This window comes from Neolewinella aurantiaca (assembly GCF_008014675.1).
GTDB lineage: Bacteria > Bacteroidota > Bacteroidia > Chitinophagales > Saprospiraceae > Neolewinella > Neolewinella aurantiaca.
The window spans coordinates 1-25078 of record NZ_VOXD01000008.1 but is presented as its reverse complement, the minus strand read 5'-3'; the positions used below and the strand labels follow the sequence as shown (position 1 = coordinate 25078).

The 25078-nt window shown below is 51.0% G+C and carries 20 protein-coding genes and 1 pseudogene; 15 read left to right on the top strand and 6 right to left on the bottom strand.

Going from position 1 to position 25078, the window contains the following annotated elements:
• Positions 1 to 59: 59 nt before the first annotated feature.
• The 4 genes from FUA23_RS06815 to FUA23_RS06800 all read left to right on the top strand — a co-directional run bounded on the left by FUA23_RS06815 (position 60) and on the right by FUA23_RS06800 (position 6510).
• On the top strand, positions 60 to 920 hold the full coding sequence (locus tag FUA23_RS06815) for a LamG domain-containing protein (RefSeq protein WP_147929981.1): 861 nt from the start codon (positions 60 to 62) through the stop codon (positions 918 to 920).
• A gap of 18 nt (positions 921 to 938) precedes the next feature.
• Positions 939 to 2753 carry an arylsulfatase gene (locus FUA23_RS06810; RefSeq protein WP_147929980.1) on the top strand — a complete coding sequence of 605 codons (1815 nt, stop codon included), beginning with the start codon at positions 939 to 941 and terminating at the stop codon, positions 2751 to 2753.
• Between the two features lie 83 nt (positions 2754 to 2836).
• Positions 2837 to 4684 (top strand): alkaline phosphatase D family protein, encoded by a 1848-nt coding sequence (locus tag FUA23_RS06805; RefSeq protein WP_222707001.1) that lies wholly within the window; start codon positions 2837 to 2839, stop codon positions 4682 to 4684.
• A 287-nt stretch (positions 4685 to 4971) separates the two neighbouring features.
• A complete protein-coding gene (locus FUA23_RS06800; protein WP_147929979.1) occupies positions 4972 to 6510 on the top strand; it encodes a sulfatase family protein in 1539 nt (512 codons plus the stop codon).
• A gap of 18 nt (positions 6511 to 6528) precedes the next feature.
• Here the strand turns inward: FUA23_RS06800 and FUA23_RS06795 are convergent, their stop codons facing one another.
• Positions 6529 to 8055, bottom strand: coding sequence for a sulfatase family protein (locus FUA23_RS06795; protein WP_147929978.1), 1527 nt, complete (start codon positions 8053 to 8055; stop codon positions 6529 to 6531).
• A 333-nt stretch (positions 8056 to 8388) separates the two neighbouring features.
• Between FUA23_RS06795 and FUA23_RS06790 the strand changes: the two genes are divergently transcribed.
• Positions 8389 to 9813: a sulfatase-like hydrolase/transferase gene (locus FUA23_RS06790; protein WP_147929977.1), complete on the top strand. Its 1425-nt coding sequence runs from the start codon at positions 8389 to 8391 to the stop codon at positions 9811 to 9813.
• A gap of 113 nt (positions 9814 to 9926) precedes the next feature.
• Positions 9927 to 11576 carry a sulfatase-like hydrolase/transferase gene (locus tag FUA23_RS06785; RefSeq protein WP_147929976.1) on the top strand — a complete coding sequence of 550 codons (1650 nt, stop codon included), beginning with the start codon at positions 9927 to 9929 and terminating at the stop codon, positions 11574 to 11576.
• Between the two features lie 61 nt (positions 11577 to 11637).
• On the opposite strand, the gene FUA23_RS06780 is transcribed toward FUA23_RS06785, so the two are convergent.
• The 3 genes from FUA23_RS06780 to FUA23_RS06770 form a co-directional block, all read right to left on the bottom strand.
• The gene (locus tag FUA23_RS06780) at positions 11638 to 12357 is read right to left on the bottom strand and encodes a 3-ketoacyl-ACP reductase (RefSeq protein ID WP_147929975.1); all 720 of its coding nucleotides are present in this window, start codon (positions 12355 to 12357) and stop codon (positions 11638 to 11640) included.
• A 42-nt stretch (positions 12358 to 12399) separates the two neighbouring features.
• Positions 12400 to 13926 (bottom strand): Dabb family protein, encoded by a 1527-nt coding sequence (locus tag FUA23_RS06775; protein WP_187270920.1) that lies wholly within the window; start codon positions 13924 to 13926, stop codon positions 12400 to 12402.
• A 193-nt stretch (positions 13927 to 14119) separates the two neighbouring features.
• Positions 14120 to 14614: a GlcG/HbpS family heme-binding protein gene (locus tag FUA23_RS06770; RefSeq protein ID WP_147929974.1), complete on the bottom strand. Its 495-nt coding sequence runs from the start codon at positions 14612 to 14614 to the stop codon at positions 14120 to 14122.
• A 416-nt stretch (positions 14615 to 15030) separates the two neighbouring features.
• On the opposite strand from FUA23_RS06770, the pseudogene FUA23_RS06765 reads away from it, so the two are divergent.
• The 4 genes and pseudogenes from FUA23_RS06765 to FUA23_RS06750 form a co-directional block, all read left to right on the top strand.
• Positions 15031 to 15903 (top strand): annotated as a pseudogene (locus FUA23_RS06765) (RHS repeat-associated core domain-containing protein); the annotation flags it as partial.
• Between the two features lie 21 nt (positions 15904 to 15924).
• On the top strand, positions 15925 to 16422 hold the full coding sequence (locus tag FUA23_RS06760; protein ID WP_147929972.1) for a hypothetical protein: 498 nt from the start codon (positions 15925 to 15927) through the stop codon (positions 16420 to 16422).
• A gap of 478 nt (positions 16423 to 16900) precedes the next feature.
• A complete protein-coding gene (locus FUA23_RS06755) occupies positions 16901 to 17848 on the top strand; it encodes an RHS repeat-associated core domain-containing protein (protein WP_187270919.1) in 948 nt (315 codons plus the stop codon).
• The gene (locus FUA23_RS06750; RefSeq protein ID WP_147929970.1) at positions 17838 to 18359 is read left to right on the top strand and encodes a hypothetical protein; all 522 of its coding nucleotides are present in this window, start codon (positions 17838 to 17840) and stop codon (positions 18357 to 18359) included. Before FUA23_RS06755 ends, FUA23_RS06750 begins: the two co-directional genes overlap by 11 nt.
• On the opposite strand, the gene FUA23_RS06745 is transcribed toward FUA23_RS06750, so the two are convergent.
• Positions 18332 to 18745, bottom strand: a complete 414-nt coding sequence (locus tag FUA23_RS06745) for a helix-turn-helix domain-containing protein (protein ID WP_187270918.1) — start codon at positions 18743 to 18745, stop codon at positions 18332 to 18334. The two genes, FUA23_RS06750 and FUA23_RS06745, sit on opposite strands and share 28 nt — an antisense overlap.
• Before the next feature lie 103 nt (positions 18746 to 18848).
• Between FUA23_RS06745 and FUA23_RS06740 the strand changes: the two genes are divergently transcribed.
• From FUA23_RS06740 to FUA23_RS06725, 4 genes are all read left to right on the top strand, one after another.
• Positions 18849 to 19811 carry an RHS repeat-associated core domain-containing protein gene (locus FUA23_RS06740; protein ID WP_187270917.1) on the top strand — a complete coding sequence of 321 codons (963 nt, stop codon included), beginning with the start codon at positions 18849 to 18851 and terminating at the stop codon, positions 19809 to 19811.
• Between the two features lie 585 nt (positions 19812 to 20396).
• On the top strand, positions 20397 to 21455 hold the full coding sequence (locus tag FUA23_RS06735) for an RHS repeat-associated core domain-containing protein (protein ID WP_187270916.1): 1059 nt from the start codon (positions 20397 to 20399) through the stop codon (positions 21453 to 21455).
• A gap of 3 nt (positions 21456 to 21458) precedes the next feature.
• Positions 21459 to 21992 carry a toxin-antitoxin system YwqK family antitoxin gene (locus tag FUA23_RS06730; protein ID WP_147929966.1) on the top strand — a complete coding sequence of 178 codons (534 nt, stop codon included), beginning with the start codon at positions 21459 to 21461 and terminating at the stop codon, positions 21990 to 21992.
• Between the two features lie 178 nt (positions 21993 to 22170).
• Positions 22171 to 23148 (top strand): RHS repeat-associated core domain-containing protein, encoded by a 978-nt coding sequence (locus tag FUA23_RS06725; RefSeq protein ID WP_147929965.1) that lies wholly within the window; start codon positions 22171 to 22173, stop codon positions 23146 to 23148.
• Between the two features lie 473 nt (positions 23149 to 23621).
• On the opposite strand, the gene FUA23_RS06720 is transcribed toward FUA23_RS06725, so the two are convergent.
• On the bottom strand, positions 23622 to 23981 hold the full coding sequence (locus FUA23_RS06720) for a helix-turn-helix domain-containing protein (protein WP_147929964.1): 360 nt from the start codon (positions 23979 to 23981) through the stop codon (positions 23622 to 23624).
• A 102-nt stretch (positions 23982 to 24083) separates the two neighbouring features.
• Between FUA23_RS06720 and FUA23_RS06715 the strand changes: the two genes are divergently transcribed.
• Positions 24084 to 24968, top strand: a complete 885-nt coding sequence (locus tag FUA23_RS06715; protein WP_147929963.1) for an RHS repeat-associated core domain-containing protein — start codon at positions 24084 to 24086, stop codon at positions 24966 to 24968.
• The last annotated feature ends 110 nt before the right edge of the window (positions 24969 to 25078 follow it).

Here is a 25078-nt window from a genome sequence, read left to right as displayed (position 1 = left end):
GTCAGGAGGATATTTGAGCCTCATCAAAACCGAACCCTACGGGGTTCAGCCGTATTCCCATGAACAGATCATCTCTCCTGCTTACATTCCTCTTTTTATCGATAACTGCCGCCGCTCAGCCAACTTTTGCGCCGGGCGAAGACCCGGCCCCCGCCGACAAAAGCTGGAGCCCCGTCCCCGAACTGTCCGACGAATTCTCGGGGAGAAAAATCGACCGTACCAAATGGCAAACCGCTCCGGTGGGCAACGACTGGGCCTGGATCGGGCGTCCGCCCGGGCTCTTCCTCGAAGACAACATCAAGGTGAGAAAAGGAAAACTCCAGGTCGAAGTTGGTGTGCTCGACGAGCCACGCGTCATCAAAAACGATACGTTCCTGTACTACGGCGGTATCGTCCGGGCTCTTAACCCCGGCCAGCACGGCTGGTACTACGAAGCCCGCATCAAAGCCAACCACACGGAAATGTCGACAACCTTCTGGCTCATGTCCAAGTACAACTGCGAGCAAAAGCAGGAGCTCGATATCCTGGAGTGCGTGGGCGCCGTCTCTCCCGAAAAAGCAGATTGGGTGAAGGACTGGGACCAGATTTTTCACTCCAACGCCATCCACCGCAAAACGTCCTGTAACCCCGAACCTACCCAGATTCAGGGACAGATGACCCCGGAAACAAAGAACTGGAAGCGCTACTACGTCTATGGTTGCTGGTGGAAATCGCCCGATGAGCTGCGGTTCTACCTCGACGGCAAATACGTCTACTCCATCACGCCCAGCATCGGTTTCAATATGCCGGCTTTCCTGCACATGGCCATCGAAACCTACGATTGGAACCCGGTGCCCGCCACGGGCAGCTTTCTCGCCTCACAAAACAAAAAAGGACGGACCACCAGCTACGACTGGGTACGGACCTGGAGGCTGGAGTAGGTTGAAAAAGCATCTTGCATGAGTAGTTTCAATATATACTCCTTTTCTTATCGGGGATTGGCTTTGGTGGTAGCGGGTTTTCTGCTTTCCGGATGTGCGGCCAGCATTGCACGCCCCCCCGACCGGCCACCCAACGTCATCATCGTACTCACCGACGATCAGGGAAGTGGTGATCTGGGGTGTAACGGGAACCCCTGGCTCAAAACCCCGAACATTGATGGTTTCTACGAAAGAGCTGTACGGATGACCGATTTTCACGTCAGCCCCCTTTGCACCCCTTCCAGGGCTGCCCTGATGACCGGAAGGTACCCAATCAATAACGGAGCGTGGGCTACTTTCAAAGGACGGGATGCCCTCTCAAAAGGGACAACCACCCTCGCTGAGGTGTTCCGTGACAATGGCTACCGGACCGGCATTTTCGGTAAGTGGCACCTCGGTGACAACTACCCGGTACGGCCGACGGATTGTGGGTTCGAAGTGGCCGTGCACCACAAAGCCGGTGGAGTGGGGGAGCTTTCTGATCACTGGGGCAACAGCTATTTCGATGATGTGTATTACGTCAACAATACGCCTGCATCTTTTAAGGGATACTGCACCGATGTATGGTTTGAAGAGGCGACGAAGTTCATCGCCGGGAACGGAGATGATCCCTTCTTCGTTTACCTCTCAATCAATGCCCCGCATGATCCCTGGATCGTAGCGGATGAATACGCGGCGCCTTACCGTCACCTGGAAGGCAGCGAAATTCTCAGCGCGAATTTTTACGGAATGATCGCCAACATCGACGAAAACTTCAGGAAGCTGGAGCAGTTCCTGGAGCAAAGCGACCTGCTGGACAATACCGTCCTCATCTTCATGACGGACAATGGTACGCGGGGCGGGATCAGCGCAGACGGCCAACTTGGCTACAATCACGGTTTGCGCGGACGCAAAGGAGCCGTCTCCGAAGGTGGTCACCGTGTCCCTTTCTTCATCCGTTGGCCCGGCGGCAGGGTAGAGGGTGGTCGCGATGTTGGGGAGCTCACCGCTCATGTAGACCTGATGCCCTCTCTGGCGGGCCTGTGCGGATTCCGGTTGCCGCAGGGTGTAAAAGTTGACGGAGTGGATTTTTCGCCTCTGCTAACCGGAGCTAAGCAGGAACTGCCTGACCGCAATGTGTTTGTTCACCATCGCCAGGACTGGCGTCCACCCGCGGCTGTAAACAAAGCTGCCATCCTGAACGAAAAGTGGCGTTTATTGAACGGAGATGAACTCTACGATGTGGAGGAAGACCGCCTCCAGGATCGGGATGTCGCCGCTCAGCATCCGGATTTGGTGAGAAGAATGCGTGCCGATAACGCCCGCTTTATCGCTGCGGCGCAGGCCGTTATCCGCTATGATGAGTTGCCCTGCACCGTAATTGGCAACGAAGCCCAGGAGGAAGTCAAACTTACCATCCAGCACGCAATTGGCGAAGATGTCGGAATCTGGAAAGCGGATCAGGTGGCTGCCGGTATGAAAAATTCTAACAACACGCACGCCATCGAAGTCGAGCGCGAAGGATGGTACGAAATCGCCTGCCGGCGGTGGCCCAAAGAATGCCCGGGCCCGACCTGGGGAATCCCCGCAGAAAACCCCAAAAACCTTTACCAATATCAGCCGGTAAAGCCGGAAAGGGTACGGATCAGTATAGCCAATCAGATTCTGGAAAAGGACGTAAAGGGAAACGAGGAAGCAGTCGTGTTTCGCGTGCGACTAACTACCGGTAAAACCCTGCTGGTAAACGACTTCATCGAAGGAGGCGAACACTACGGCGTGTACTACACTTACATCCGGCCTCTGAGCGGAGGCTGATCCATTCTGCCTTTTGGCAGAATGGTGGATACTGCTCCGTAACCGAGAAACGAGAGCACGTAGAACGAAAAAACAAAAGCAACATGCACTACTTCAATTTCTGTGTTCAAGGCCACTTTTTCGGCCGTAAACGGGTGATTTGTCTTCTGCTGCTCATCTGTATGTGCTTCACATCGACGTATGCTCAGGAGCAGGGAAGCTCCCCGTTGTCCGCAAAAGGAAAGGCGCAGAGCAAAATTTGCTTTGCGCTGTATACGGTGCACGAAAGCACCCTGAAGCTCACCGCTCAGTTTTATCCGGTCAGGAACTACGAACCGTTTTCCGCCAGCCTCCAGATTTTGGATGGTGGAGAATGGGAAACCGTTCAGGAAGCACGAATCAACTATCCGGGGTACACGGCTCAGTTCAGAGTTGAGGATTGGGACGAAGAACTGGAAAAGCTTTACCGGGTCGTTTACGCCGACAAGGCTTTTTACGAAGGCATCATTCGTAAAAACCCGGTACAAAAAGAGGAAATTATCGTAGCGGCCTTTTCCTGCTGGTCCAATGTGATCGAACATGGCAGCGACTTACCAATGGACGACATTGTCAATAACCTGGAACGCCTGCAACCAGACCTGTTGTTTTTTGCAGGAGACCAGGTCTACGACCATAGTAACCACCTTGGCAACTGGCTGAAATTCGGGGAGGCATTTGGCGACCTCATCCGCAATACACCCACCGTCACCATCCCCGACGACCACGATATTGGTCAGGGTAACCTTTGGGGGAACGGCGGTAACAAAACTGATACCCGCGACGGGAACAAGGGTGGTTACTATATGCCCGTCGAGTATATCCGGGAAGTAGAACGGGCGCAGACCAGCCACCTTCCCGATCCTTACGATCCTACACCAATCAAACAAGGCATCGGGGTGTACTACACCGACCTGAAGTGGGGTGGCATCAGCTTTGCTATCATCGAGGACCGGAAATTCAAATCCGGCCCGAAAGGGGTACTGACGAAAAAATCTTACCCGGACACACGGGACATGGACGTACCCGGGGCTCAGCTCCTGGGCAAGCGTCAGTTGGACTTTCTGGAAGACTGGACCACCGACTGGGAAGATGCGGAGATGAAAGCGGTGCTCTCCGCAACGATCTTTGCCAATCTTTCTACCCACTCACCAACCCTCGAAAGGAGGAATAAGTACAGCCACGACTCCAACGGCTGGCCCCAGACGGGCAGAAACAAGGCGCTCTCTGTCATCCGCAAAAGTTACGCCTGTATGATCGCCGGTGATCAGCACCTCGGCTCTGTCGTTCATCACGGCGTTGAAGAATGGAATGATGCCGGCTACTCATTTGCCGTCCCGGCCGTAGCCAATTTCTGGATGAGGTGGTGGCTGCCCGATGAGCCGGGCAAAAACCGTCGGCCCGGAGCTCCTCAGTACACGGGGGAATACGAGGATGCCTTTCACAACAAAATGACCGTGCACGCCGTGGCGAACCCCACCAATAAAGACAACTCCGAAAAAAGCGATCCTCTCCACGGCCGGGCCGCAGGGTACGGCATCATTCGTTTCAACAAACAACGAAGAGAGACCACCTACGAATGTTGGCCACGCGGAGTGGATATGTTCGCCCCGGGGAGCAAACCTTATCCCGGCTGGCCGGTAACCTTCGGGCAAACTGATAATTTCGAAATCCGGGATGGTTTCTTCTTGCCAACGCTTACTTTTTCTGAGCCGGAACAGGTCGTGACCGTGCTGGACAATTACACCAGTGAGGTGATCTCATCTCTTCGCATCAAAGGCAATGCTTACCAGCCACGCGTACGCCACGCAGGCAATTACAAGATAGCCGTAGGGGAGGGGAAAGAGATCAAATACTTTTATTCCGTTGCCGCAAAAAAAGTGAACGAGGAAATACTACGGGTAGACCAGGAATAAGAGCTTGTTCCCTCAAACCAGATTTTGCACCTGCGTTTGCGCCCTGAAATCGCATAACGACCGGGCGCGGCCGCAGGTGCCAGGGCGGTTTTAAGCAATGCGCCTCCGGAAAGCTCACCATTGGATGATTTCGTCGGCCTGCCTGCCCGACGCTTCGGGGGGAGGGTAACGCGCTATTGTTCCGCCTGCCGCTGAGTTTAGCTTTCTCCGGTCCGTCATTGTCCCATAACTGGCTAATTTGATTACCTTGCTGTTCTGTTAGGCCTCTTAATAGGTAAATAAAGGGTATGAAAGCATCGGTCATTTTTACGACAATACTATGCGCTATTGCGCTGCAGAGCTGCACCGAAAGCAGCGGGCAACCACCGAATATTGTAATCATCTACGCTGATGATATGGGGTACGGAGACCTGAACTGCCAGAACCAGGCATCAAAGATTCCTACGGACAACCTGGACCAGCTCGCTGCCGAAGGCATGCGCTTCACCGACGCGCACAGCTCGTCCGGAATTTGCTCCCCCAGCCGTTTTGCGCTGCTCACGGGAAGCTACCACTGGCGCAGACAACACGGCATCGTCAATTCATTCGGTAAACCTTTTTTCCAGGATTCGGACATCACCCTGCCCCAGGTGCTGAAAAGTAATGGTTACCGTACAGCTTGTATCGGGAAGTGGCACCTGGGTTGGGATTGGGAAATTGCAGAAGACACCACTGCCGTTCTGGGCCCGAACGGCAAGGTCCGCCGGATAGTGCATTCAGATGACATCGACTGGAGCAAGCCCCTCGCCGGAGGCCCGCTGGACCGTGGTTTCGATTACTACTTCGGAGATGGTACCATCAATTTCCCTCCGTATGCCTGGATTGAGAACGACCGGGTACTCGAAGCGCCCACCGAAGAAATGACCACCGAAAATATCGGTTTCACGACCAAGGAAGGACGGTGGGAGTTTCGTCCCGGCCCGAGGGTGAAAGGATGGAACCCGTACGAGGTGCTGCCAACCCTCACCCGGAAAACGGTTGAATGGATTGACCAGCAGGAAGAAGACAAACCCTTCTTTCTCTACTTCGCTTTGCCCTCGCCGCACGCCCCCATCATCCCGAACGACGAATTCGACCAGAAATCGCAGGCAGGTGCTTATGGTGACTTCGTTGTACAAACCGACTGGGTAGCAGGGCAGGTGCTGAAGGCACTGAAGGAAAAAGGACTGGAAGAGAATACCATCATCGTGTTCAGCGCCGATAACGGCACCGAGTCTTACGCATGGGAACGCGCCGAGAAGTACGGTCACTTCAGCATGGGCAATTTCCGGGGGCTGAAACGCGACGTCTGGGAAGGAGGGCACCATGTGCCTTTTATCATCAAATGGCCGGGGGAAATCGAAGCGGGCGCTGTTTCTGACGAACTGATCTCGCAGGTAGACATCATGGCCACGCTGGCAAACCTAACCGGAACGACCCTGCCGGCAAAGGCCTCGCCGGATAGCTACGACTTCTCTCCCGTGGTACTGGGCACTGAGTATTCATCCCCGCTCAGGGAAGCGACCGTTCATAATACGTACAACTCGAAATGGGGCATCAGGAAGGGAGACTGGCTCTACATCAACAGTTCCTCCGGAGGGCACCGGAAGCTCCCTGAAGGATTCAAAAAACTGACCGGCTACACTGATTTCGATACCGAAGGAATACTCTTCAATATGAAAGATGACCCGGAGCAGCGCGTCAACCTCTACGGTGAGCACCCGGAAAGGATCACCGAAATGAGTACGCTTCTGCAGCAGTATCGTGAAGACGGCTATTCCGTAGTTCGGTCCGGCGGTATGAAATAGAGAAGGATAACTCCGGGACTAATCCCCTGCTCTGCCACCGTCGGTTCTCAGCTTTCCGTGCCGGATGGCGGTGTATCTACCCAACATATCCTTCACCCTGCCGCTGTACTTCGCCTGCCCGATCAGGTCGCCTGCCGGAACTTCTGCTACGTTGTCCTGAAGGTCGAACAGGGAGACGGGCGTGAACTTTTCCCCGGCTTTATCGGACTGCATGATGAGTTTCCACTTCCCGTCGCGGAAGATAACCTTGCGGTCGGTTCCGCTCTGAATCATCAGGTATTCGCGGGAGGGAGCGTCCGGCTGGCCGAGCATCAGGCGGAGAAAATTGTAAGAATCCATCGCCTGGTGCGGGGCCAGTTCCTGTTGGGTAATCGCGGCCAGGGTGGCCATGATGTCGGTGCCCGATACGAGTTCGGGCGCAACGGTTCCGGTAGGGATTTTGCCCGGCCAGGAGGCAATGAACGGAACCCGGTGGCCGCCCTCGAAGCTTTGGTTCTTGCCGCCCCGGTAAATACCGGGCGAGTTATGACCGGCGTCGATGCTCTCCTTGCGGAGCAGCCCGCCGTTGTCGGAAGTGAAGATGAAGAGAGTGTTGTCGTATTCGCCCTTCTCCTTCAGGGCGGCTACGAGCATCCCGACCTGAACGTCCAGTTCTTTTACCATATCCATGTGGCTGCTGGGGGTTGTGCCCCGCACCTTCTGGCCGTCGAGGAGCATCGCGGGAGTGTGCGGCAGGTGAACCGCCTGGCTGCAATAGTACATGAACAGCGGTTGGTCCGTGCGGGCTTCCCGGATGTAGTTGACTGCTTTATTGACCAGCAGTGGGCCCATATCGTAAGCGTTCCAGTTGGAGTCTCCCATGCCCTCCATTTTGTCGATTTTGAAGCCGAAGCGGTTCAGCTTCGACTGGGTGACCTCTGTGATTTCCGAGCCTGGGTACAGCGGCATCCAAGTGTCGTTTTCGTAGACGGCGTAGGGAACATCCTGGATGCCGGCCGGGAATACGAGGCTGTAATCGAAGCCGTGGTCCGTGGGCCCGTTGCCGACGATACGGCGGATGTCTACGTCCAATTCCGGCTTAGAGCGGTCTCCCTGGCGGTAGATTTCGGTGGTTCCTTTGCGGTAGTAATCGCCGCCGATGTGCCATTTGCCGAGGAAGGCCGTTTGGTAGCCAGCCTGCTGCATCAGCTTGCCGAGCGTCATGTCGGTTGGTTTGAGCGGGCTTTCCTGATAGGCACCCCAAACGCCCCAAGGCGCGTAACTGTGGTAAGTGTTGTTGCCCGTCATGATGGCGTAGCGGGAGGGAGCACAGAGCGCATTCGGAGAGTGAGCGTCGGAAAAAGAGGTGCCGTTCGCCATCAGCTGATCGAGGTTCGGGGTTTCCAGAATAACCTCCTGGCCAAGCAGGCGGCGGTAGGCGGAAAGGTCGCCGGGGCCAACATCATCGGCCAGCACCAGCACTACGTTGGGCAGGGATGTTTGCGCACTTATGTATGAAGTCAACGACGCAAAAAAGAGCACAAGCGAAAAGAGAGAAGTTTTCATGATCGTCAGATTTTAGAAGCTGATGGTCAAGGTATCGGTTCAGGAGAGATTACCGACCGTACTGGCGGGGCAAAATGCTGTGAAAAACCGGTAGTTGTTCGGAAATAACCAACAGTAACAGTCCGGAACTGGTGGTACATCCATATTTGCTTTTGTGATCCGGGGAGGTATTCTCCGAAGGAGGGGGATTTCTTCGTTTTGCTCCTCCAACTTTTCCATTGCACCTGCGGCCGCGCCAGAAAGAACATGTGGTCCGGGCGCGGCCGCAGGTGCAATGAAAGTTATGATGCGCACGGGAGAATACACCTGGAAATAATCGTAAATTAAATTCCAATGAGCCGATTTTTAAGCCTGACGCTAATCATTCTCACGGCAGCATCCTGCCTGTCCCGGCAGACTGGCGTCTCCGTTATTATACAACCTGAAGATCCGCCCAACATCATCCTCGTCCTGACCGACGACCAGGGCTGGGCGGACGTCGGGTTCAACGGCAGCACCGACATTCCGACGCCACATCTCGACCGGCTTGCCGGCCAGGGCACCATCCTTTCCAATGGTTATGTCTCTCATCCGTACTGCAGCCCGTCGCGGGCTGGCCTGTTGACCGGGCGCTACCAGGCCCGCTTCGGCCACGACTGCAATATGCCCTACCATGGCAACAACGATGAAACCGTTGGTACGCCGCTGTCAGAAACAATGATCTCTGAAGCACTGAAAAAACAGGGCTACCGCACGGCCGCTATCGGTAAATGGCACGTGGGCGACCACCCCGCGTTGCACCCGCCCGCGCAGGGTTTTGATCACTGGTTCGGGTTCCCCGGCGGAGCCATGAATTACTGGGGCGACCAAACCGACGAGCTCCGGACGATCTACCGTAATGGTACTCCCGTCGCGCCGGAGAACCTTAGCTATCTGACGGATGATTTCACCGATGAAACGATCTCGTTCATCACCGACCGGCAGACGAGGTCTCCATTCTTCGTCTACCTCGCCTACAACGCTCCTCACGCACCCGACCACGCGCCGGCGAAATACCTCGAACGGACGAAGCACATCGAATACGGTGGCCGCAGCGTCTACGCCGCCATGGTCAACGCGGTAGACCACGGTGTTGGGCGCATCGATTCGGCCCTGATCGCCAACGGCCTCAAGGAAAACACCATCATCGTCTTCCTTAGCGACAACGGTGGCCGGGGGCAGTATGCCGACAACGGACCCTTCCGGGGCTATAAAGGAATGCTCTTCGAGGGCGGCATCAAAGTGCCGTTCTTCATCACCTGGCCGGCGGGGCTGCCAATGGGAAAGACTTATCCCGAAGTAGTCTCCGCTCTGGACCTCTTCCCCACTTTAGTGGAGGCCGCGGGAGGGGAAGCTACCGCTTTTTCCCACCTCGACGGGCAAAACCTCGGCCCCTACCTCCGTGGTCAGAAATCGTCGGCTCCGCACGACGTCCTGTTCTGGCGCGCCGTTGGCGGCTGGGAGTCCGCCGTGAGGGACGGCGACTATAAACTCATCGAGAATACCCGCAAGGGTAGAACAATGCTTTTTAACCTTGCTGATGACCCCCGGGAACAAAAAGACCTTGCCGCGGCTGAACCCGATATCGTTCAGCGCCTGAAGGCTGTCTATGCTGATTGGGACCGCCAAAATATCGACCCCGGCTGGGAAGACCCCCACATCGAAGGGTCGCTTAAGGCCGAGCGTCGATGGGAGGCACAACGGCGCCGGGCCACGGGCCCGGATAGGATGAGGGAGTAAAGTAATTTTTATCATCGGATGGCGTGGCGCTGAAAAAAAGCTTGCTCCTTCAACCTTCCCCTTGCACCCGCGTCTGCGCCCGTAAATTATTCGAAATGAAAATCAATTCAACTATGTATCGACTAGTAATCGTAGCGTTATACCTGAGTCTGTTTGCCGGTAGTCTGGTGGCCCAATCCCGCCCCAATTTCGTCTTCATCCTGACCGACGATCAGTCGTACGGTTACCTGGGCTGTACGGGGAATGAAACCGTGCAAACGCCAAACATCGACCGGCTCGCCAAAGACGGCATCCTGTTCGACAACGCGCACGTGACCAGCGCAATCTGTACCCCGAGCCGGATCAGTATTCTGTTGAGCCAGCACGAGCGGCGGCACAACGTTAATTTCAATTCGGGTACCAGCGTAGCGCCGGAAGCCTGGGCCAATTCCTATCCCGTAGTGATGCGCCAGGCCGGTTACTACACCGGCTGGATCGGCAAAAACCACGCGCCCATCGGTGAGGGGGGCTACGGTAGCGGGCTGATGGAAAAGAGTTTCGATTACTGGTACGCCGGGCACGGTCACCTGGGGTTTTACCCCAAAGAAAGGCATAAGATTTTTAAGAACGCTAAAGTCGATACGCAACTGGAAATCGTTAGCGAAGGCATCGATGATTTCCTGATGACCAACGAACGTAAGCTGGAGGGCGCGCTGCATTTTCTTGATGCCCGGCCCAAAGACCAGCCTTTTCTCCTCTCCATCAACCTCAACTTACCCCACGGAGCGGGGACCCGCTCGATGCAAATGCGCGATACTGACGATGAGATCTACCGTACCCTTTACCGCGATCAGGACATTCCCCTGCCTGCCTACTATGTTGCAAAGCAAGACATTGACCAACCCAAGCTGCCCGCTAATCTCCTCAGGGCCGAGGACCGCCAGGCGGGCTACGACTACGTCGATTCGCCGGAGACCAACCGCGAGCAATTGATTCGGGAATACCAGGCCATGACGGGCATCGACCGGCTGGTGGGGAACCTGCGAGCGGCCCTGACGAAGGCCGGTCTGGCCAAAAATACCGTACTGATCTTCACCTCCGACCACGGTCTGTTTCACGGCGAGCAGGGGCTGGGCGGGAAAGCCCTTTGCTACGAGGAGACGACCCACGTGCCGCTCATCATCTTCGATCCTGAGCAACCCAAAAGGAAGCGGGGTAAAAGGAGCATAGCCCTGGTGCAGTCAATCGACATTGCACCAACCATTCTTACCCGGGCGGGTGTGCCGCTTCCGGCAAGTTTCCAGGGGGAAGACCTCGGCCCACTTCTCGCGGGGAAGCAGGAAGCGGTGCGGGAGTATCTGTTTACCGAAAACCTTTGGTCGACCAAGTTCGGCAACCCGCGCTGCGAAGCGGTACAGAACAAAGAGTGGAAATACATCCGGTATTACCGTAACTCGACCTTCCCGGCCAGTAAGCTTATCTCCACGGCTAAAGAGCTGGGCATAAACCCCAACCTCATGCTGTACCCCGTTCATGATCCGGGGATTGCTGTTTACCGGGATTACGTAGAGTCGCCGCTGCGCGGCGAGCAACCGGTCTACGAGGAACTCTACCACCTGGCGGAAGACCCCGGGGAAATCCACAACCTGATCGATGCGCCGGAGCATGCAAATGTGTTGCAAACCCTGCGGGCTGCCTGGAAACGGGAGATCACCCGGGCGAGGGGAGAGGGCCTCCCGCTGATTTTGCGGTACACGGCGGACAATGGCGCAGTGCCGGGGTAGGGGAATAGTCGCGTTTAAAGCAGGGTAGTCTCGCTACCCGGACTGATTAGCCCGCAGGTTACTACGGATTTGTAGACCATAAGGCGGCACCTTTGAGCATCGCTCTTCGTGGGAGTTTCAGGCCGGCGAGGATCAGGTCCGCAAAATCTTCTGGCTGCAGGACGCTGTCCTGGGAGCCTTCATTCGTGAAGCCAAGCTCAATGGTCATGTCCGATTCGATGGTGCTCGGCGTCAGGGTGTTGACCCTGATGTTGTTCTTACGAACCTCTTTCATGAGTGATTCGGACATCCCGATCACCGCAAATTTGGAAGCTGAGTAGGCCGATACGTTTGCGTTGCCGTTCAGCCCTGCGGTAGAAGAGACATTGATGATATCTCCTTCGTTTTTTTCGAGCAGGTAGGGTAGTACCTCTTTGGTGACGTAGTACATCCCCATGACGTTCGTTTGAATGATCTGGCTCCAAAGACTTACTTCCATTTCGTTGAAGGAGCCTACCGCAGCTATTCCGGCGTTATTCACCAAAATGTCAACTGATCCGAGCCGGTCCACGATATCCTTGATGGCGGTTTTTACTTCTTCGTAGTTTCCAACATCGAATACGGAATAGATCGCCTTAACACCGGTTTTTTCGAGTTCAGCAACGGTTTCTTTCAGCTTTTCTTCGTTTCGGCCCGTGATGGCGACATCGATGCCTTCTTTGGCCAATGCCAGAGCGGTAGCTTTTCCGAGACCTCTGCTGCCACCAGTAATTATCGCTTTCTTTCCTGTTAAATTGCTCATTTCTGTTTGGGTTATTGAATGAAGTGATGCCGGACGGAACCACTATTCGGCTTTTGTCCAGTAGTCCATCACGAAAACATCCGCGATGATAGGCCCTATTTTGCTTACCAGGTCTAAATGCGCTTTATGAAAAAGATAAATTTCTCGCGCGTGTTCGTCCTTAAACGTCAGGACGAAGGAATGGGTGAACCCTTTGCTGGCTCCTTCGGTGCTGTCGTTCACGCCCCATTCAATGTCGGTAATTCCCGGGATTTTATCTTTGAGGTCGACAAACATCGCTACTGCGGCATCGACTTCTGCGGCAGAAGCTTCGTCTTTATACCTGAGGTTTACGATGTGCCGTAGTACTTTCTCCTTGCGGTCGATTGCGGGAGCTACTTCATAGGAGACTACTTTTCTCAGATCAAACTGATTGGAGCCTGCAATCAGGAAGTGTTTGTCCCCGATTTGGTGTGACCTCAGGCCGTAATAGATCGAGAATCCGGTTTCGAGGTAATTGACCGGGCTAAGAACGCCAGCTTCGTTGAGTTCGCAAAGCTGGATGCTTGCGTCATCCCTGGTGCCTACGGCAAGAATGGCTTTATTGGCGCTTACGGAAACAACCTCGATCCGGGTTTGCCCGGATAGTTTGGTCGTTTTGTCGTCCTTCAGCACGGAGTGCGGGACGAGGGCGCCTTTTTCGTCGACTTTGAAAACACTGACAGCATCGCCGTGGTAGATGAAGTTTTTTCTTTTGATGAAGTTCCCTCTTTTGTAGTACTTATGATGGCGGTGGCCTACAATTACGTAGTGGTTGTCGCCCAGGGTTACTCCCGTTACGGGATAGGCACCGGTGAGGTACCGATCGGTGGTGTTGTCGCTAATGCTGTTGACATGCTTGAATTTGCCGTTCTCTTTGATACGGAAGCTACTGACACCATTGTCCTGGAATCCTCCCGTATACAGATAGGTTGTGTTATCGATTTTGGCGGTGTGCATCCCGATGATGCCATCGGTGTGAATTTCTTCCGTGTCCGGCATTGACTGGACGTGGGTTAGTTTGCCGTCGTCCTCAATTTTGAAACTGCTCAGGCCCGGAGTTTCTTCCAAGCCTCCGATAAACAGATAGGAGGCTTTGTCCATGTGAACGACCTGAAGGGTAATGGCGGTGCCCAGGTGAGTTTCGTCGGTGTCGAGGGTCAGGGACGCTCGTTTGAGCGACCCGTTGCTAAGGATTTCAAATGTCTCGATAGCGTCTCCGTGCTTATTGGCTACGAAAAGGAAGTCTGTTCCGTTGATGTTGTCGGCAACCATGCCCCTGGCCGGTCCTTCTTCTTTGTACAGTTCATGGCTGCTTAACTCCGTTAGCTGGCCATCTTCATTTAAGCTGAAAACATCAATGCCTTTGAAGCCTCCTACGTAGACGAAATGGGAATCGTTTTTGTCGTAACTGGTTACAGTAACCGTATTGTTGGCCGATAAACCTTTGAAATCCTGGCGATACAGCATCAACTCATCTGAAGACTGCGACCAACAGACCTGAGAGAAAAACACTAACCCGAACAGTACGATATATTTGATGAATGGCATGATTAAATTTGAATTTTTGTAATTATGACCATACTACTGGACATTTTTGATTTTCCACCTCACCCTCCGTCCTTTCCAGCAAGGTTTGCTTCGCAGTACTTCGTGCTCGCCTAAAGCTCAGCGGAGAGGGAACCAAAAAAGTTCAGTAGTATAAATTATGATCCAAAACCTTTGGTTTGGGTGAAAGAGGCGTTTAATCGATAAGCGCCGCAGCGCCCGCTGTAGCAATCTCCCTGTCTTGTTCAATGGTGCCTCCGCTGACACCTATCGCTCCAATGATATTTCCTTCTTTGTCTTTGATGGGGACCCCTCCGGGAAAAGTCATAAGCCCGCCGTTAGAGTGCTCGATGTTGTAGATGATCCCTCCGGGCTGGGTCAGGGTTCCCAGTTCACCTGAGTCTATGTCGAAATACCGCGAAGTTTTGGCTTTCTTGATGGCTACATCGATACTTCCCAGGTAGGAACCATCCATACGCACAAATGCTTTCAGGTTCGCACCCGCATCAACGACGGCGATATTTACGAGCACATCGGTATCCTCCGCATGTTTTTTGGCCGCCATCATGGCTTCCAGGGCCTCTTCCTGGGTGATGTCGTAAGCGTTTTGGGCGCAGACACTTGTACCTGTCATCAGAAGCGTCAGTACTAACAGCCCGTTACTGAGGAGAAGGGTGAAGCAGTTCGTCATGGTCCGTTTGTTGATCATTGTTTGCTGTGTTCAAGGGTAAAGGTCAGACGGAAATTCCGGTAAATACTTGAACTTGTTCAATAGGTGTCAACTAAATCTGGCAGTTGGAGGGGGAGATTAATGCAGGTACATCAACGGGCGCAAATCAGATTGTCGCGATTACTCCTCCCCAACGTAGCGATGTGGGGAGGCAGGGAGGGGGGTGAGCGACAATCTGGTTTGCGCGCTCATCAACTCGCCTCAGTAATTTAAAATCAACTTGCGCTCAAACCGGACAAACATTGTGGGGTAACCTCATTGAAATTTAATGCGCGGATACACACGTCCTGAAGCTTTAACCATTTGTATTTCCTCCGGAAAAGCCTACCTTCCGCTTACGGAAGAACGCTTCCGCCGCCGCCGACTACTACCCCTACGGGAAAATCCTCCGCGAATACAAGGCCTGCAACCAAAACCGCTACCTCTCCACCCACCACGAGCGGGATAAGGACACGGGGTACGATAACCGGGGAGCTCGACTTTATGATTCTGAGATCGGGCGGTTTTTGGGTGTGGATGCGTTGGCGGGTATGTACGCGCCGTTTTCCCCTTATAATTACGTTTTAGGGAATCCGATATCTAATACTGATCCTGACGGGCGAAGTGTTGATACTGATATTGTTGATAAAGATGGAGTCCTGATTGCTAGAGTTGATGATTCAACACCTGATCATGTTGCTGTTGTAGATGGTTCCGCAAGCAAAATTCAGCAAAAACTTGCAAATGGAGATGTCACTACTGAGCAATTAATTAGCGGTGCCAAAATCAAAACGACAGCTACGAATATTCGAGCTGCGGCACAAGTCTTATATCGAACAGAAAACAACGGTGGAGATTATGAAGAAGCTTCATTAGTTGAAGGAGGAGTAATAAGCACTGGAGAACGTGGGGCTCAAGAAAGTGCGACTGTTCCTGGAAGAAGTGGTGTTAATGGAGTCAGCATACATTCTCATGGTTTGAACGCAACTGAAGATCCTGGAGGTGGAGTAAGAAGTTACAGCGCTTTAAAACCATCACTTACGGGGCAAAAGCCTGCTGGCGAAGCCGACCAAGACGCGTTTCCAAATTTCCTACAAAACATCATTGTAGGTAGGCTAGGAAATGCATCAAAGACTTCTTCGGGTATATCACAACCTAAGCTGGGAGCAGCGTTTTATGGTAGAGGAGAAGTAAAGCCTCAGGGAACGCTTACTAAGTCTGCTATGCAGCAAATCCTAAAGAATAGAATAAAGCTAGAAGCTGGTTTTTAATCGCATGATAAATCATTTAACATGAGACGTGTTTTTGTTTTTATAATTTTGGAGTGCTTGCTATCTTCTGTAGACGCATCAGCTCAATCTCGCTTAAACGTTGTTATAGAAAGAAATGGTTGTGTTGAAAGTAATATATCAGACTTTGAAATAGTTTTTCCATCACCTGATTCTACTCATTTATACGATACCCTCAAGGTAGCTTATAGGATCGGAGAAGTAGTGGGGGGCGAAAGTATGTATGAAAGCATCATGCTAATGCCGCCAGACTCTAATGCTCTCATAAGTTTTAAATCGTGGAGGTTGGTGGATGGCTTTATAAGAAACAAGCCGTATAGCTTTAAAACAAAAATAGATGTTTTTCAGCAAGCATACTTACATATAAAAATATTCGATCTCCCTTCAAAAATGAGGGCAGAATATAAAACAGATTTCTTATGGGAGTATGCTACTGACTACTTTTCTTCAAGCAATGTGACAAAGAGGGTTAAAAAAGCGGCACAATGTGAATGTCAATGAAAAATCAAATCGGTTAAGCTAACTCCTGCACCCTCCGTTTAGTAACCAGCGCATCAATAAAAGTCTTAACCACATAGTCTGATCCGAAACGTCGAGTTTTTCAACGGCAGCGAATAGTTCCAGTAAGTCCCGGTCAATAATCTTACCGGCGGCGACGGTCTGGCTGTCTCCGTTCATCAGAAAATCGGCGGTTGTGCCGAGGGCGTCGGCAAGGCGGCGGACGACGTCGGGGGAGGGCTTGGATTTTTGCTATTCGTAGCGGCTGATCTGGATGTTGGCCAGGTTCACCTTTTTCGCGAGAGCGGACTGGGAAAGCTTCTTTTATTTGCGGGCTAATAGACTTTCCTCTGGGTAATGGATATTATTTTCAGCCATCTTTCCCTTGCACCCCGAAGGTGATCGGGGTCGGAACCTGCGTCCGCGCCCAGATGCCCTCGGCCAATGACTGTTCTCGCCAATCGCCTTATCTTGTAGCCCTGTGAAACCGCTCCGCCCCTTCATCATCACCGGCCTTACCTTCCGCGCCGACGGCGCGGACGCCATCCAAATCGACTACGCCGCCGATTACTACCCCTACGGTAAAATCCTCCGCGAGTACAAGGCCTGCAACCAAAACCGCTACCTCTCCACCCACCACGAGCGGGACAAGGATACGGGTTACGATAACCGGGGGGCGCGACTTTATGATTCTGAGATTGGGCGGTTTTTGGGGGTGGATCCGTTGGCGGATCATCCGAACCAGATAATGATGTCGCCTTATCAGTATGTTTGGGGAAATCCAGTGAGCCTTACTGATCCTGATGGGGAGTGTCCATGGTGTCTTGGAGCTCTTGTAGGTGGAGGAGTTGAGATCATTTCTCAGATGACGACAAATTTAGCAACAGGTAAACCTATTTTAGATATAGACTATTATGATGTCGCGCAATCCACTATTACCGGGGCATTGACTGGTGGAATTAGTACACTTACTGCAACAGTTAAAGTAGCTAGGATTGCTAAAGTAGCACTTGTCGTAACTGACGAATTAGCTAAGGCAAGTACTGATGTAACATTCAGTGACGGGGAAATCAAAGTTGAGTCACTAGCTAATGGTTCCAAGGCGGCAAGTGATGTGGCAGTAGAGGCCTCGATTAGTCTCTTAACTGGCAAAGTCTCAGATGCTGCTGGAGCAAAATTAGGAGACGCCGTAAATGCAGGGCTTAGGTCTACAGCAAGGAGCGCTGCTAACAAAATCAAGAAGTTTAGACCCGGATCAAATAATCATACGCAAGCAGTTGCTCGTGAAGGGAAGATACAGGGATTACAATCTGCCAATGCAGAAACTATGACTAGTGCAACTGGAATATTCGCCGATACAATGAAAGAGCCCGTCACTAATAAAGCAAAGGCAATGTTCAATCAAGCAATAGGTAAAGATGAAAAATAACCAAAGTTGTCTGGCCTTGTTTGGAACCATTATGTTAGTTGTCTGTATAGGATACTACCAGCTATCTAGCGGTAAGCAGAAAATGGATTATCTTCAAAAATCAGGCCTTGCCACTATCGGGCGAGTAGCAATAGAATATAAAGGATTAAGCTATTCATACGTAGTAAATGGCGTTACATATAAAAACGCACAACGCTATTCCCCGAGGGGGCTTTTTAATGATGAAACTTATAAAGTTATTTACGATCCTTTAAATCCAGAGGTTAGTTCAATTGACTTTACCTCACCAGTATTTGACACAACAGCTTATAGCAAGATATGCCAGCAAGGGTTTCAAATTGTCGGAAATAATTCCCCGGAACTCATTCGATACACATTTGAATATAACGGAGATGTCTTTACTCGTTATCAAATAGCTAACGCAAGTCAACTTGATCTGTCAAACTATTTTGTATGGGTAAATAAGGGGGAGCCACATCTGTCTTATTTGACAAATATGCCTTGTAAATAGTAGCCACTTTCCGGAATTCGTTGAGCCGATCCGTTTATGTGATGGCGTAAGCCCGCTGATTTTTTTAAGTCTCTGATAAGCCCATCCATCGCCCGTAGCACGAAAGAACGATCATCATCAGATAGATCGGAAATCGCTCGTACCTTGCTAAGTGTGTCCGCGTCGAGTGCGGTATCGACTTTACCTACTAGATAATCAATAGATACTTCGAGGACTTCCGCCAACTTGACGACAACGTCAATAGACGGCTTCATCTCGCCACGCTCGTAGCGACTGATGACGAAAATGGAGGTGCTGAGTTGCTTTGCCAGTTGAGTCTGAGAAAGCTTCTTGTCTTTGCGGGCTAATAGGCCTCCCTCTGGGTGATGGATATTATTTTCAGGCATATTTCCCTTGCACCCCGAAGGTGATCGGGGTCGGAACCTGCGTCCGCGCCCAGATGCCCTCGGCCAATGACTGTTCTCGCCAATCGCCTTATCTTGTAGCCCTGTGAAACCGCTCCGCCCCTTCATCATCACCGGCCTTACCTTCCGCGCCGACGGCGCGGACGCCATCCAAATCGACTACGCCGCCGATTACTACCCCTACGGTAAAATCCTCCGCGAGTACAAGGCCTGCAACCAAAACCGCTACCTCTCCACCCACCACGAGCGGGACAAGGATACGGGTTACGATAACCGGGGGGCGCGACTTTATGATTCTGAGATTGGGCGGTTTTTGGGGGTTGATCCGTTGGCTAGTGAGTTCCCAGCATGGTCACCGTATAATTATGTGATGGGGAATCCGGTGAGATTGGTTGATCCGGATGGGAAAATGGCTACTGGGCCTGACGATCCACCAAAAAAAGTTCGAACAGATTGGTACTCTACAACAACTTCTACTGCTCTGCCAAATAATGGAGTTAGAATATATAATAAAACAACTACCAAAACCCAAACAGAGTTTTTTGGGAGCACCAAAAAAGAGATAGTAGTTACTACAGAGTCCTCTTATGTTGATGTAGCAGATGATGGAGTAGTGACAAATGCTACAACCGATGTTGAAACTCAAACGACAGTAATTGATGGAGTTACTCGTAAGGAGTCTAGTTGTAGTACATCGTGCGGAGATGCTGCTGTTACAAATGGTAGTGTTGATCTTCGGAGAACTGTTGGAGAGGCGGTTTCATTCGGGAAACAACAGAGTTTCGATGCTGAACCTAACCGAAATTTCAACTATGTATTCTCAGGGCAGCAAGCTCAAGAACAAAATAGAAGTAATATGTCTACGGCAGCTTACGCTGCTAGTGTAGGAGGGTTTACATTGGGCGTAAAAGTGTTGAGTGGCGTTGCTTTGGCAGCTGGTGGTACATTGCAGGCTACTTCACCTCAACGTCAACAATCCACAGTTACTAAATCAAACCAAAGAGGGGGTACAACATACTACGATCATGATGGTAAATTTAAAAGGTAATATGTTGCGTGTTATTTCTCGAGTTGTGCAGTGGGTGTCACTTCTTGTTATTGGCATGCATATGTTCTTTAAGGTAGATTATAATGTCTTGCCAATAATTAATGGGGGGCTTGTTTTTAGTATATTAGTCGGGATATCTATTAATGTTCGAGCTGTACTAAAGCAACCTTCCAGTTTGCTTCGTCCGCTTCCACTAATGGCTTTGTTCTCAATACTTGTTGCTATTTACAATTATGACAATGTTTTGGCAGTAACATGTTGTTTATGGTCTATATATTTGTATGTAGACGATTTGTACGAATAAAATGGGAATGTTCTATAAAAGTATGCCCTTCATTCCGCCGTCAGTTCCCTCAACTTCACATCCCGAATCATCGCATCGAGCGCAAAAAGCACATGTTTGCGCTCTTTGTCTCCCCCAATGAATAGCTACCCGCAGAGACCTCAGCACTTGTCGACTAGCTGCTATTGATTTGCGCCATCTTTCCCTTGCACCCCGAAGGTGATCGGGGTCGGAACCTGCGTCCGCGCCCAGATGCCCTCGGCCAATGACTGTTCTCGCCAATCGCCTTATCTTGTAGCCCTGTGAAACCGCTCCGCCCCTTCATCATCACCGGCCTAACCTTTCGCGCCGACGGCGCGGGCGACATCCCAATCGACTACGCCGCCGACTACTACCCCTACGGTAAAATTCTGCGCGAATACAAGGCCTGCAACCAAAACCGCTACCTCTCCACCCACCACGAGCGGGATAAGGATACGGGTTACGATAACCGGGGGGCGCGACTTTATGATTCTGAGATTGGGCGGTTTTTGGGGGTGGATCCGTTGGCTAGTTCTTTCCCTGGGCATAGCCCTTATAATTATGTGTTGGGGAATCCGATTAGTCTGATCGATCCAGATGGGAGAATGCCAAGTAATGGGGGGAATTCCGATAAAAAAGAGAGAAGACGGCAAAGAGCTAACCGCAAATTCCGAGAAAAGGTTAGAGAACCCTTGGAAGCAATGTGGGCGGATGCCGTGAAAAGCAATAACTCATTGACATTAGATGATGCTAGGTCTGTGTTAGGGCCTGAGGCTAATCGATTAGCTAAGAAGTATGGAAAGAGAAAGTGGATGTGGGGAGGTAGTCGGTCTTCAACTAGCGGTAGAATGGGAAGAACTGCACCCACTGGACAACGCGGTAACATAAATGTCACTATTGAGTTTGCCAAGTCGAAAGCCAAAATAGGTTCATTTGTGGATGGTAATAGCGCATCATCTGCCGTACCAAATCTTGGGTTTGAAGAAACGACAACATTTGGCGCGCCTGACGGTTTAAGTTCTGCTCAAATTAGCACAGGCCAGTTTGATGTTTCATTTGATGGAGATAATCTTCCAGATAGATTGACTGTAAGTCAAGGTGGTGGTGGAGAGACTTTGATGACTGGTGATTTTGGCCTTAATAATGGGCCTTCACTTGATGGACAAGTAACTTATTCCGGCTCTTTCTCTGGGACAGTAACAGGTGGCTCTATAGACATCACCGTGAGTAGATCACCGAATGCACCTGCCCAGGATTCCAGGTATCGGCTTAACCTTAGTTTTTCATATTTAGAAATTGTAAGATCAACTAGAGTGGTCGATGGTGTTAACAATAATTAACTTATGATAAATAAAACAATAAGTACTCTGCTGTTTTTCTGTCTATTTTTCAGCGTTCTTTGGTCTCAAGATTGCTATTTAGATGGTAATGGTTTGAAGCAAGGCGATTGCGTCGAAGAATACGGAGAGACATTCATTTTAAGAGAATCAAGATATGTGGATGGCCAGCTCAATGGTGCCTACACCATTCGCTATAAGTACACAAATAAGCCATTTATTATTGAAAAAGGCAATTATCTGAAAGGAAGAAAGCACGGCCTTGAATATCAATACGATACTAAGGGGAGGTTGTCTAGAGTCAGTAATTATGTAAATGGTATTCTTAGCGGTTCTGTCTCCCGTTATGTTAAAGGCCGCTTAACCATAGTTGAGCATTACGAGAATGGCTTAGCTCACGGACTATGGCAAACATATCGTAGAGATGGTACTCCGGACACCTACTTTTACTGCGAAGATGAAATTTTGGGCCCTATTCATTATTTGGGTAAGAACGGTGACGTTGAGAAAATTGTACAACGGAAAAAGAGATCGAAATAGTTGTATCAAACCCAATGAATAGCTGACCCGCAGATGCCTCAGCACTTGTCGACTAGCGACTATTGATCTGCGCCATCTTTCCCTTGCACCCCGAAGGTGATCGGGGTCGGAACCTGCGTCCGCGCCCAGATGCCCCGGCAAATGACTGTTCTCGCCAATCGCCTTATCTTGTAGCCCTGTGAAACCGCTCCGCCCCTTTATCATCACCGGCCTAACCTTCCGCGCCGACGGCGCGGGCGCCATCCAAATCACCTACGCCGCCGACTACTACCCCTACGGGAAAATCCTGCGTGAATACAAGGCCTGCAACCAAAACCGCTACCTCTCTACCCACCACGAGCGGGATAAGGATACGGGGTACGATAACCGGGGGGCGCGGTTGTATGATTCTGAGATTGGGCGGTTTTTGGGGGTTGATCCGTTGGCGGGGGAGTTCCCGGATCAGAGCCCGTACCATTATGCTTACAATAACCCGTTGCGGTTTATTGATCCGGATGGTCGGAGTGGGCAAGACATCATTGTGAATCAGTCCACCAGAGACGATGGTACAATAGTCTTAGATGTAACGGTTACTGGAAAGGTGATAAATCTTAGTTCGGGTAGTCTGTCAGACTCCCAGATTCAAGATTATGCAAAGCGTATTAGTGGCATAGAAACATTCAATGGAAGGACCGCTGCTGCTGGCGGCGGATCAGATCGCACAAATTTTGAGTTAAATGTCACCTTTGACTTTGAAGTTGCTTCGAGCATCGACGATATAGGCGAGTCTGACCACGTCTTAGCTGTTGTAGATGCAATTTCAGATCAAGGTAAGGGCGAAGGAAATCCGGCCGGTATTGCCCAATTAGGTGGTCATATAGCTGCTGTAGAATCTAAATACATTAGTGGAAGTAAAACTGTGACCGCACATGAGCTGGGTCATAACCTAGGGTTAGAGCATTTATCAAAATCAGGTTCGCTAATGCACCCGACAACAGGAAATGGTAAAAATGTGTCCTTTGCGGAGAGGAGGCAAATAGTTGGCGGTTTATTAATGGGAAAAGAGGGTAAGACGCGAGTTGGTTCTGTGAATCAAACAGACCCCTCGAAACTATCCAGTCAAACAGATTTGCGTGATTTTCTGAAATCAGTAAAGGCAGATTACAAAAAGCGTTAGTATGAGAACTTGTCTTGTAACTGTGTTGCTGTTTTTTCTGTGTTTTCTTTCTTGCCGGAATAGCTCTTCCTCAGACAGTGTTGAGAAACCAGAATATAGTCATTGGATAGAATCGGAAAACGGATACAAATACGTATCGCTTGATAGTCAGGTCGTTGATGTAGAAATAACGAATTTGGAGATATACAAGTCGAAGGTCTCGAACACCGGAGAAGAGCTTTTATTGGGTTCGGACCTATTCTTTTGGCTATGCTCGGATTGCCATGCACCGAATAGAATACTTGATACTAGCGGCTTCTACAAGATGAGTTTTGACTTGAAAAGCATATTGCTTGAAGAGTCTGAAAATCATGGTGGCTGGCCGACTTATAGGCTTGAGCGAATAGACTCAGCTGATGTTGCAGCTATACAATATTACATAGATCGCTACAAACGGAATGGGCCAATTTAATGCTACCTAAGGTAAAGTTACGTTAGCCAGCAGCGTACGCCATCCTAGTTTTGTAGTCCCGAATTACAGCGTCAAGGTTATACAGAACATGATCGCGCTCCTTTTCCGGCAGCTCACTAATGGCGATAAGTCGACGTAGCATGGCGGGGTCTTTCAGTAAATCGCGATCGGAGGTCTCGCCGAGTAGATAGCCTACGGTGGTATCAAGTAAACCGGCTAGTTTTTTAGCGTTGTCAATGGACGGTGTCATCTCGCCACGCTCGTAGCGACTGATGACGAAAATGGAGGTGCTGAGTTGCTTTGCCAGTTGAGTCTGAGAAAGCTTCTTGTCTTTGCGGGCTAATAGGCTTCCCTCTGGGTAATGGATATTATTTTCAGCCATCTTCCCCTTGCACCCCGAAGGTGATCGGGGTCGGAACCTGCGTCCGCGCCCAGATGCCCCGGCCAATGACTGTTCTCGCCAATCGCCTTATCTTGTAGCCCTGTGAAACCGCTCCGCCCCTTCATCATCACCGGCCTTACCTTCCGCGCCGACGGCGCGGGCGCCATCCAAATCGACTACGCCGCCGACTATTACCCCTACGGTAAAATCCTGCGCGAATACAAGGCCTGCAACCAAAACCGCTACCTCTCCACCCACCACGAGCGGGATAAGGATACGGGGTACGATAACCGGGGAGCGCGGTTGTATGATTCTGAGATTGGGCGGTTTTTGGGGGTGGATGCGTTGGCGGGGGAGTTCCCAGGGTGGAGTTCTTATAACTATGTGTTGGGGAATCCGGTTAGGTTGGTTGATCCGGATGGGATGGCGCCAGAAGACGTTATCATTTCCTACAATAAGACAAATGCTACACTTAGCGTTGTTGACCTAGATCATTTCGATCCGAACTTGTCGACTAAATATGTCTCAGCGGCCGATTATGTTCATGGTGGTGCTAGAGATGCCAATGGCAACCTAACTCATAATCAAGTTTTAGTGATAGAAAATGTATTTTCCGGAGGAGGAGTAAACCAGACTGATGGAAATTTCGAGACAAATCGTAACTTAGCCGAAGTTGAAATCCCGAACGGAACATTTGACATTTTGGAAAATGGAGGAAATACAAATCCTTCTCATGATGATTGGTTCAGAATTGACGCTCAAGATGGAACCCCACAAAATGATCAATATGATGTGCCCGGCGTGACTAATCATCAAGGTAAACCGAGAAACGGATTTCGTTTGCATATAGGTGGCACGAGTCATGGCTGCGTGACAATTTGTAGAACGGCTACTGATGATAGATCCTCCGATTGGACTGCCCTACAAAAAATATTGAGCACTACTAGTACTAGGGTGTTCCGTCTGTTAGCTTCAAGCCGCCGCTGATTTTAGCTCCCGATTCATACGGCGGACCAACCCGTATCGATTTTCGCAGACGTACTGGGTTTCCCAGTCGTGTACCGCCTGATAAGATACACATGATAAGGCTTTTTGGA

Excerpts from the sequence above, each read along its gene's own strand:
- FUA23_RS06750 (WP_147929970.1), top strand. The coding sequence starts at position 17,838 with ATGAAAAATAACCAAAGTTGTCTGGCCTTGTTTGGAACCATTATGTTA.
- FUA23_RS06795 (WP_147929978.1), bottom strand. The coding sequence starts at position 8,055 with ATGAAAACTTCTCTCTTTTCGCTTGTGCTCTTTTTTGCGTCGTTGACT.
- FUA23_RS06760 (WP_147929972.1), top strand. The coding sequence starts at position 15,925 with ATGAGACGTGTTTTTGTTTTTATAATTTTGGAGTGCTTGCTATCTTCT.
- FUA23_RS06815 (WP_147929981.1), top strand. The coding sequence starts at position 60 with ATGAACAGATCATCTCTCCTGCTTACATTCCTCTTTTTATCGATAACT.
- FUA23_RS06785 (WP_147929976.1), top strand. The coding sequence starts at position 9,927 with ATGTATCGACTAGTAATCGTAGCGTTATACCTGAGTCTGTTTGCCGGT.
- FUA23_RS06800 (WP_147929979.1), top strand. The coding sequence starts at position 4,972 with ATGAAAGCATCGGTCATTTTTACGACAATACTATGCGCTATTGCGCTG.
- FUA23_RS06745 (WP_187270918.1), bottom strand. The coding sequence starts at position 18,745 with ATGCCTGAAAATAATATCCATCACCCAGAGGGAGGCCTATTAGCCCGC.
- FUA23_RS06780 (WP_147929975.1), bottom strand. The coding sequence starts at position 12,357 with ATGAGCAATTTAACAGGAAAGAAAGCGATAATTACTGGTGGCAGCAGA.
- FUA23_RS06775 (WP_187270920.1), bottom strand. The coding sequence starts at position 13,926 with ATGCCATTCATCAAATATATCGTACTGTTCGGGTTAGTGTTTTTCTCT.
- FUA23_RS06810 (WP_147929980.1), top strand. The coding sequence starts at position 939 with ATGAGTAGTTTCAATATATACTCCTTTTCTTATCGGGGATTGGCTTTG.
- FUA23_RS06720 (WP_147929964.1), bottom strand. The coding sequence starts at position 23,981 with ATGGCTGAAAATAATATCCATTACCCAGAGGGAAGCCTATTAGCCCGC.
- FUA23_RS06770 (WP_147929974.1), bottom strand. The coding sequence starts at position 14,614 with ATGACGAACTGCTTCACCCTTCTCCTCAGTAACGGGCTGTTAGTACTG.
- FUA23_RS06730 (WP_147929966.1), top strand. The coding sequence starts at position 21,459 with ATGATAAATAAAACAATAAGTACTCTGCTGTTTTTCTGTCTATTTTTC.
- FUA23_RS06790 (WP_147929977.1), top strand. The coding sequence starts at position 8,389 with ATGAGCCGATTTTTAAGCCTGACGCTAATCATTCTCACGGCAGCATCC.
- FUA23_RS06805 (WP_222707001.1), top strand. The coding sequence starts at position 2,837 with ATGCACTACTTCAATTTCTGTGTTCAAGGCCACTTTTTCGGCCGTAAA.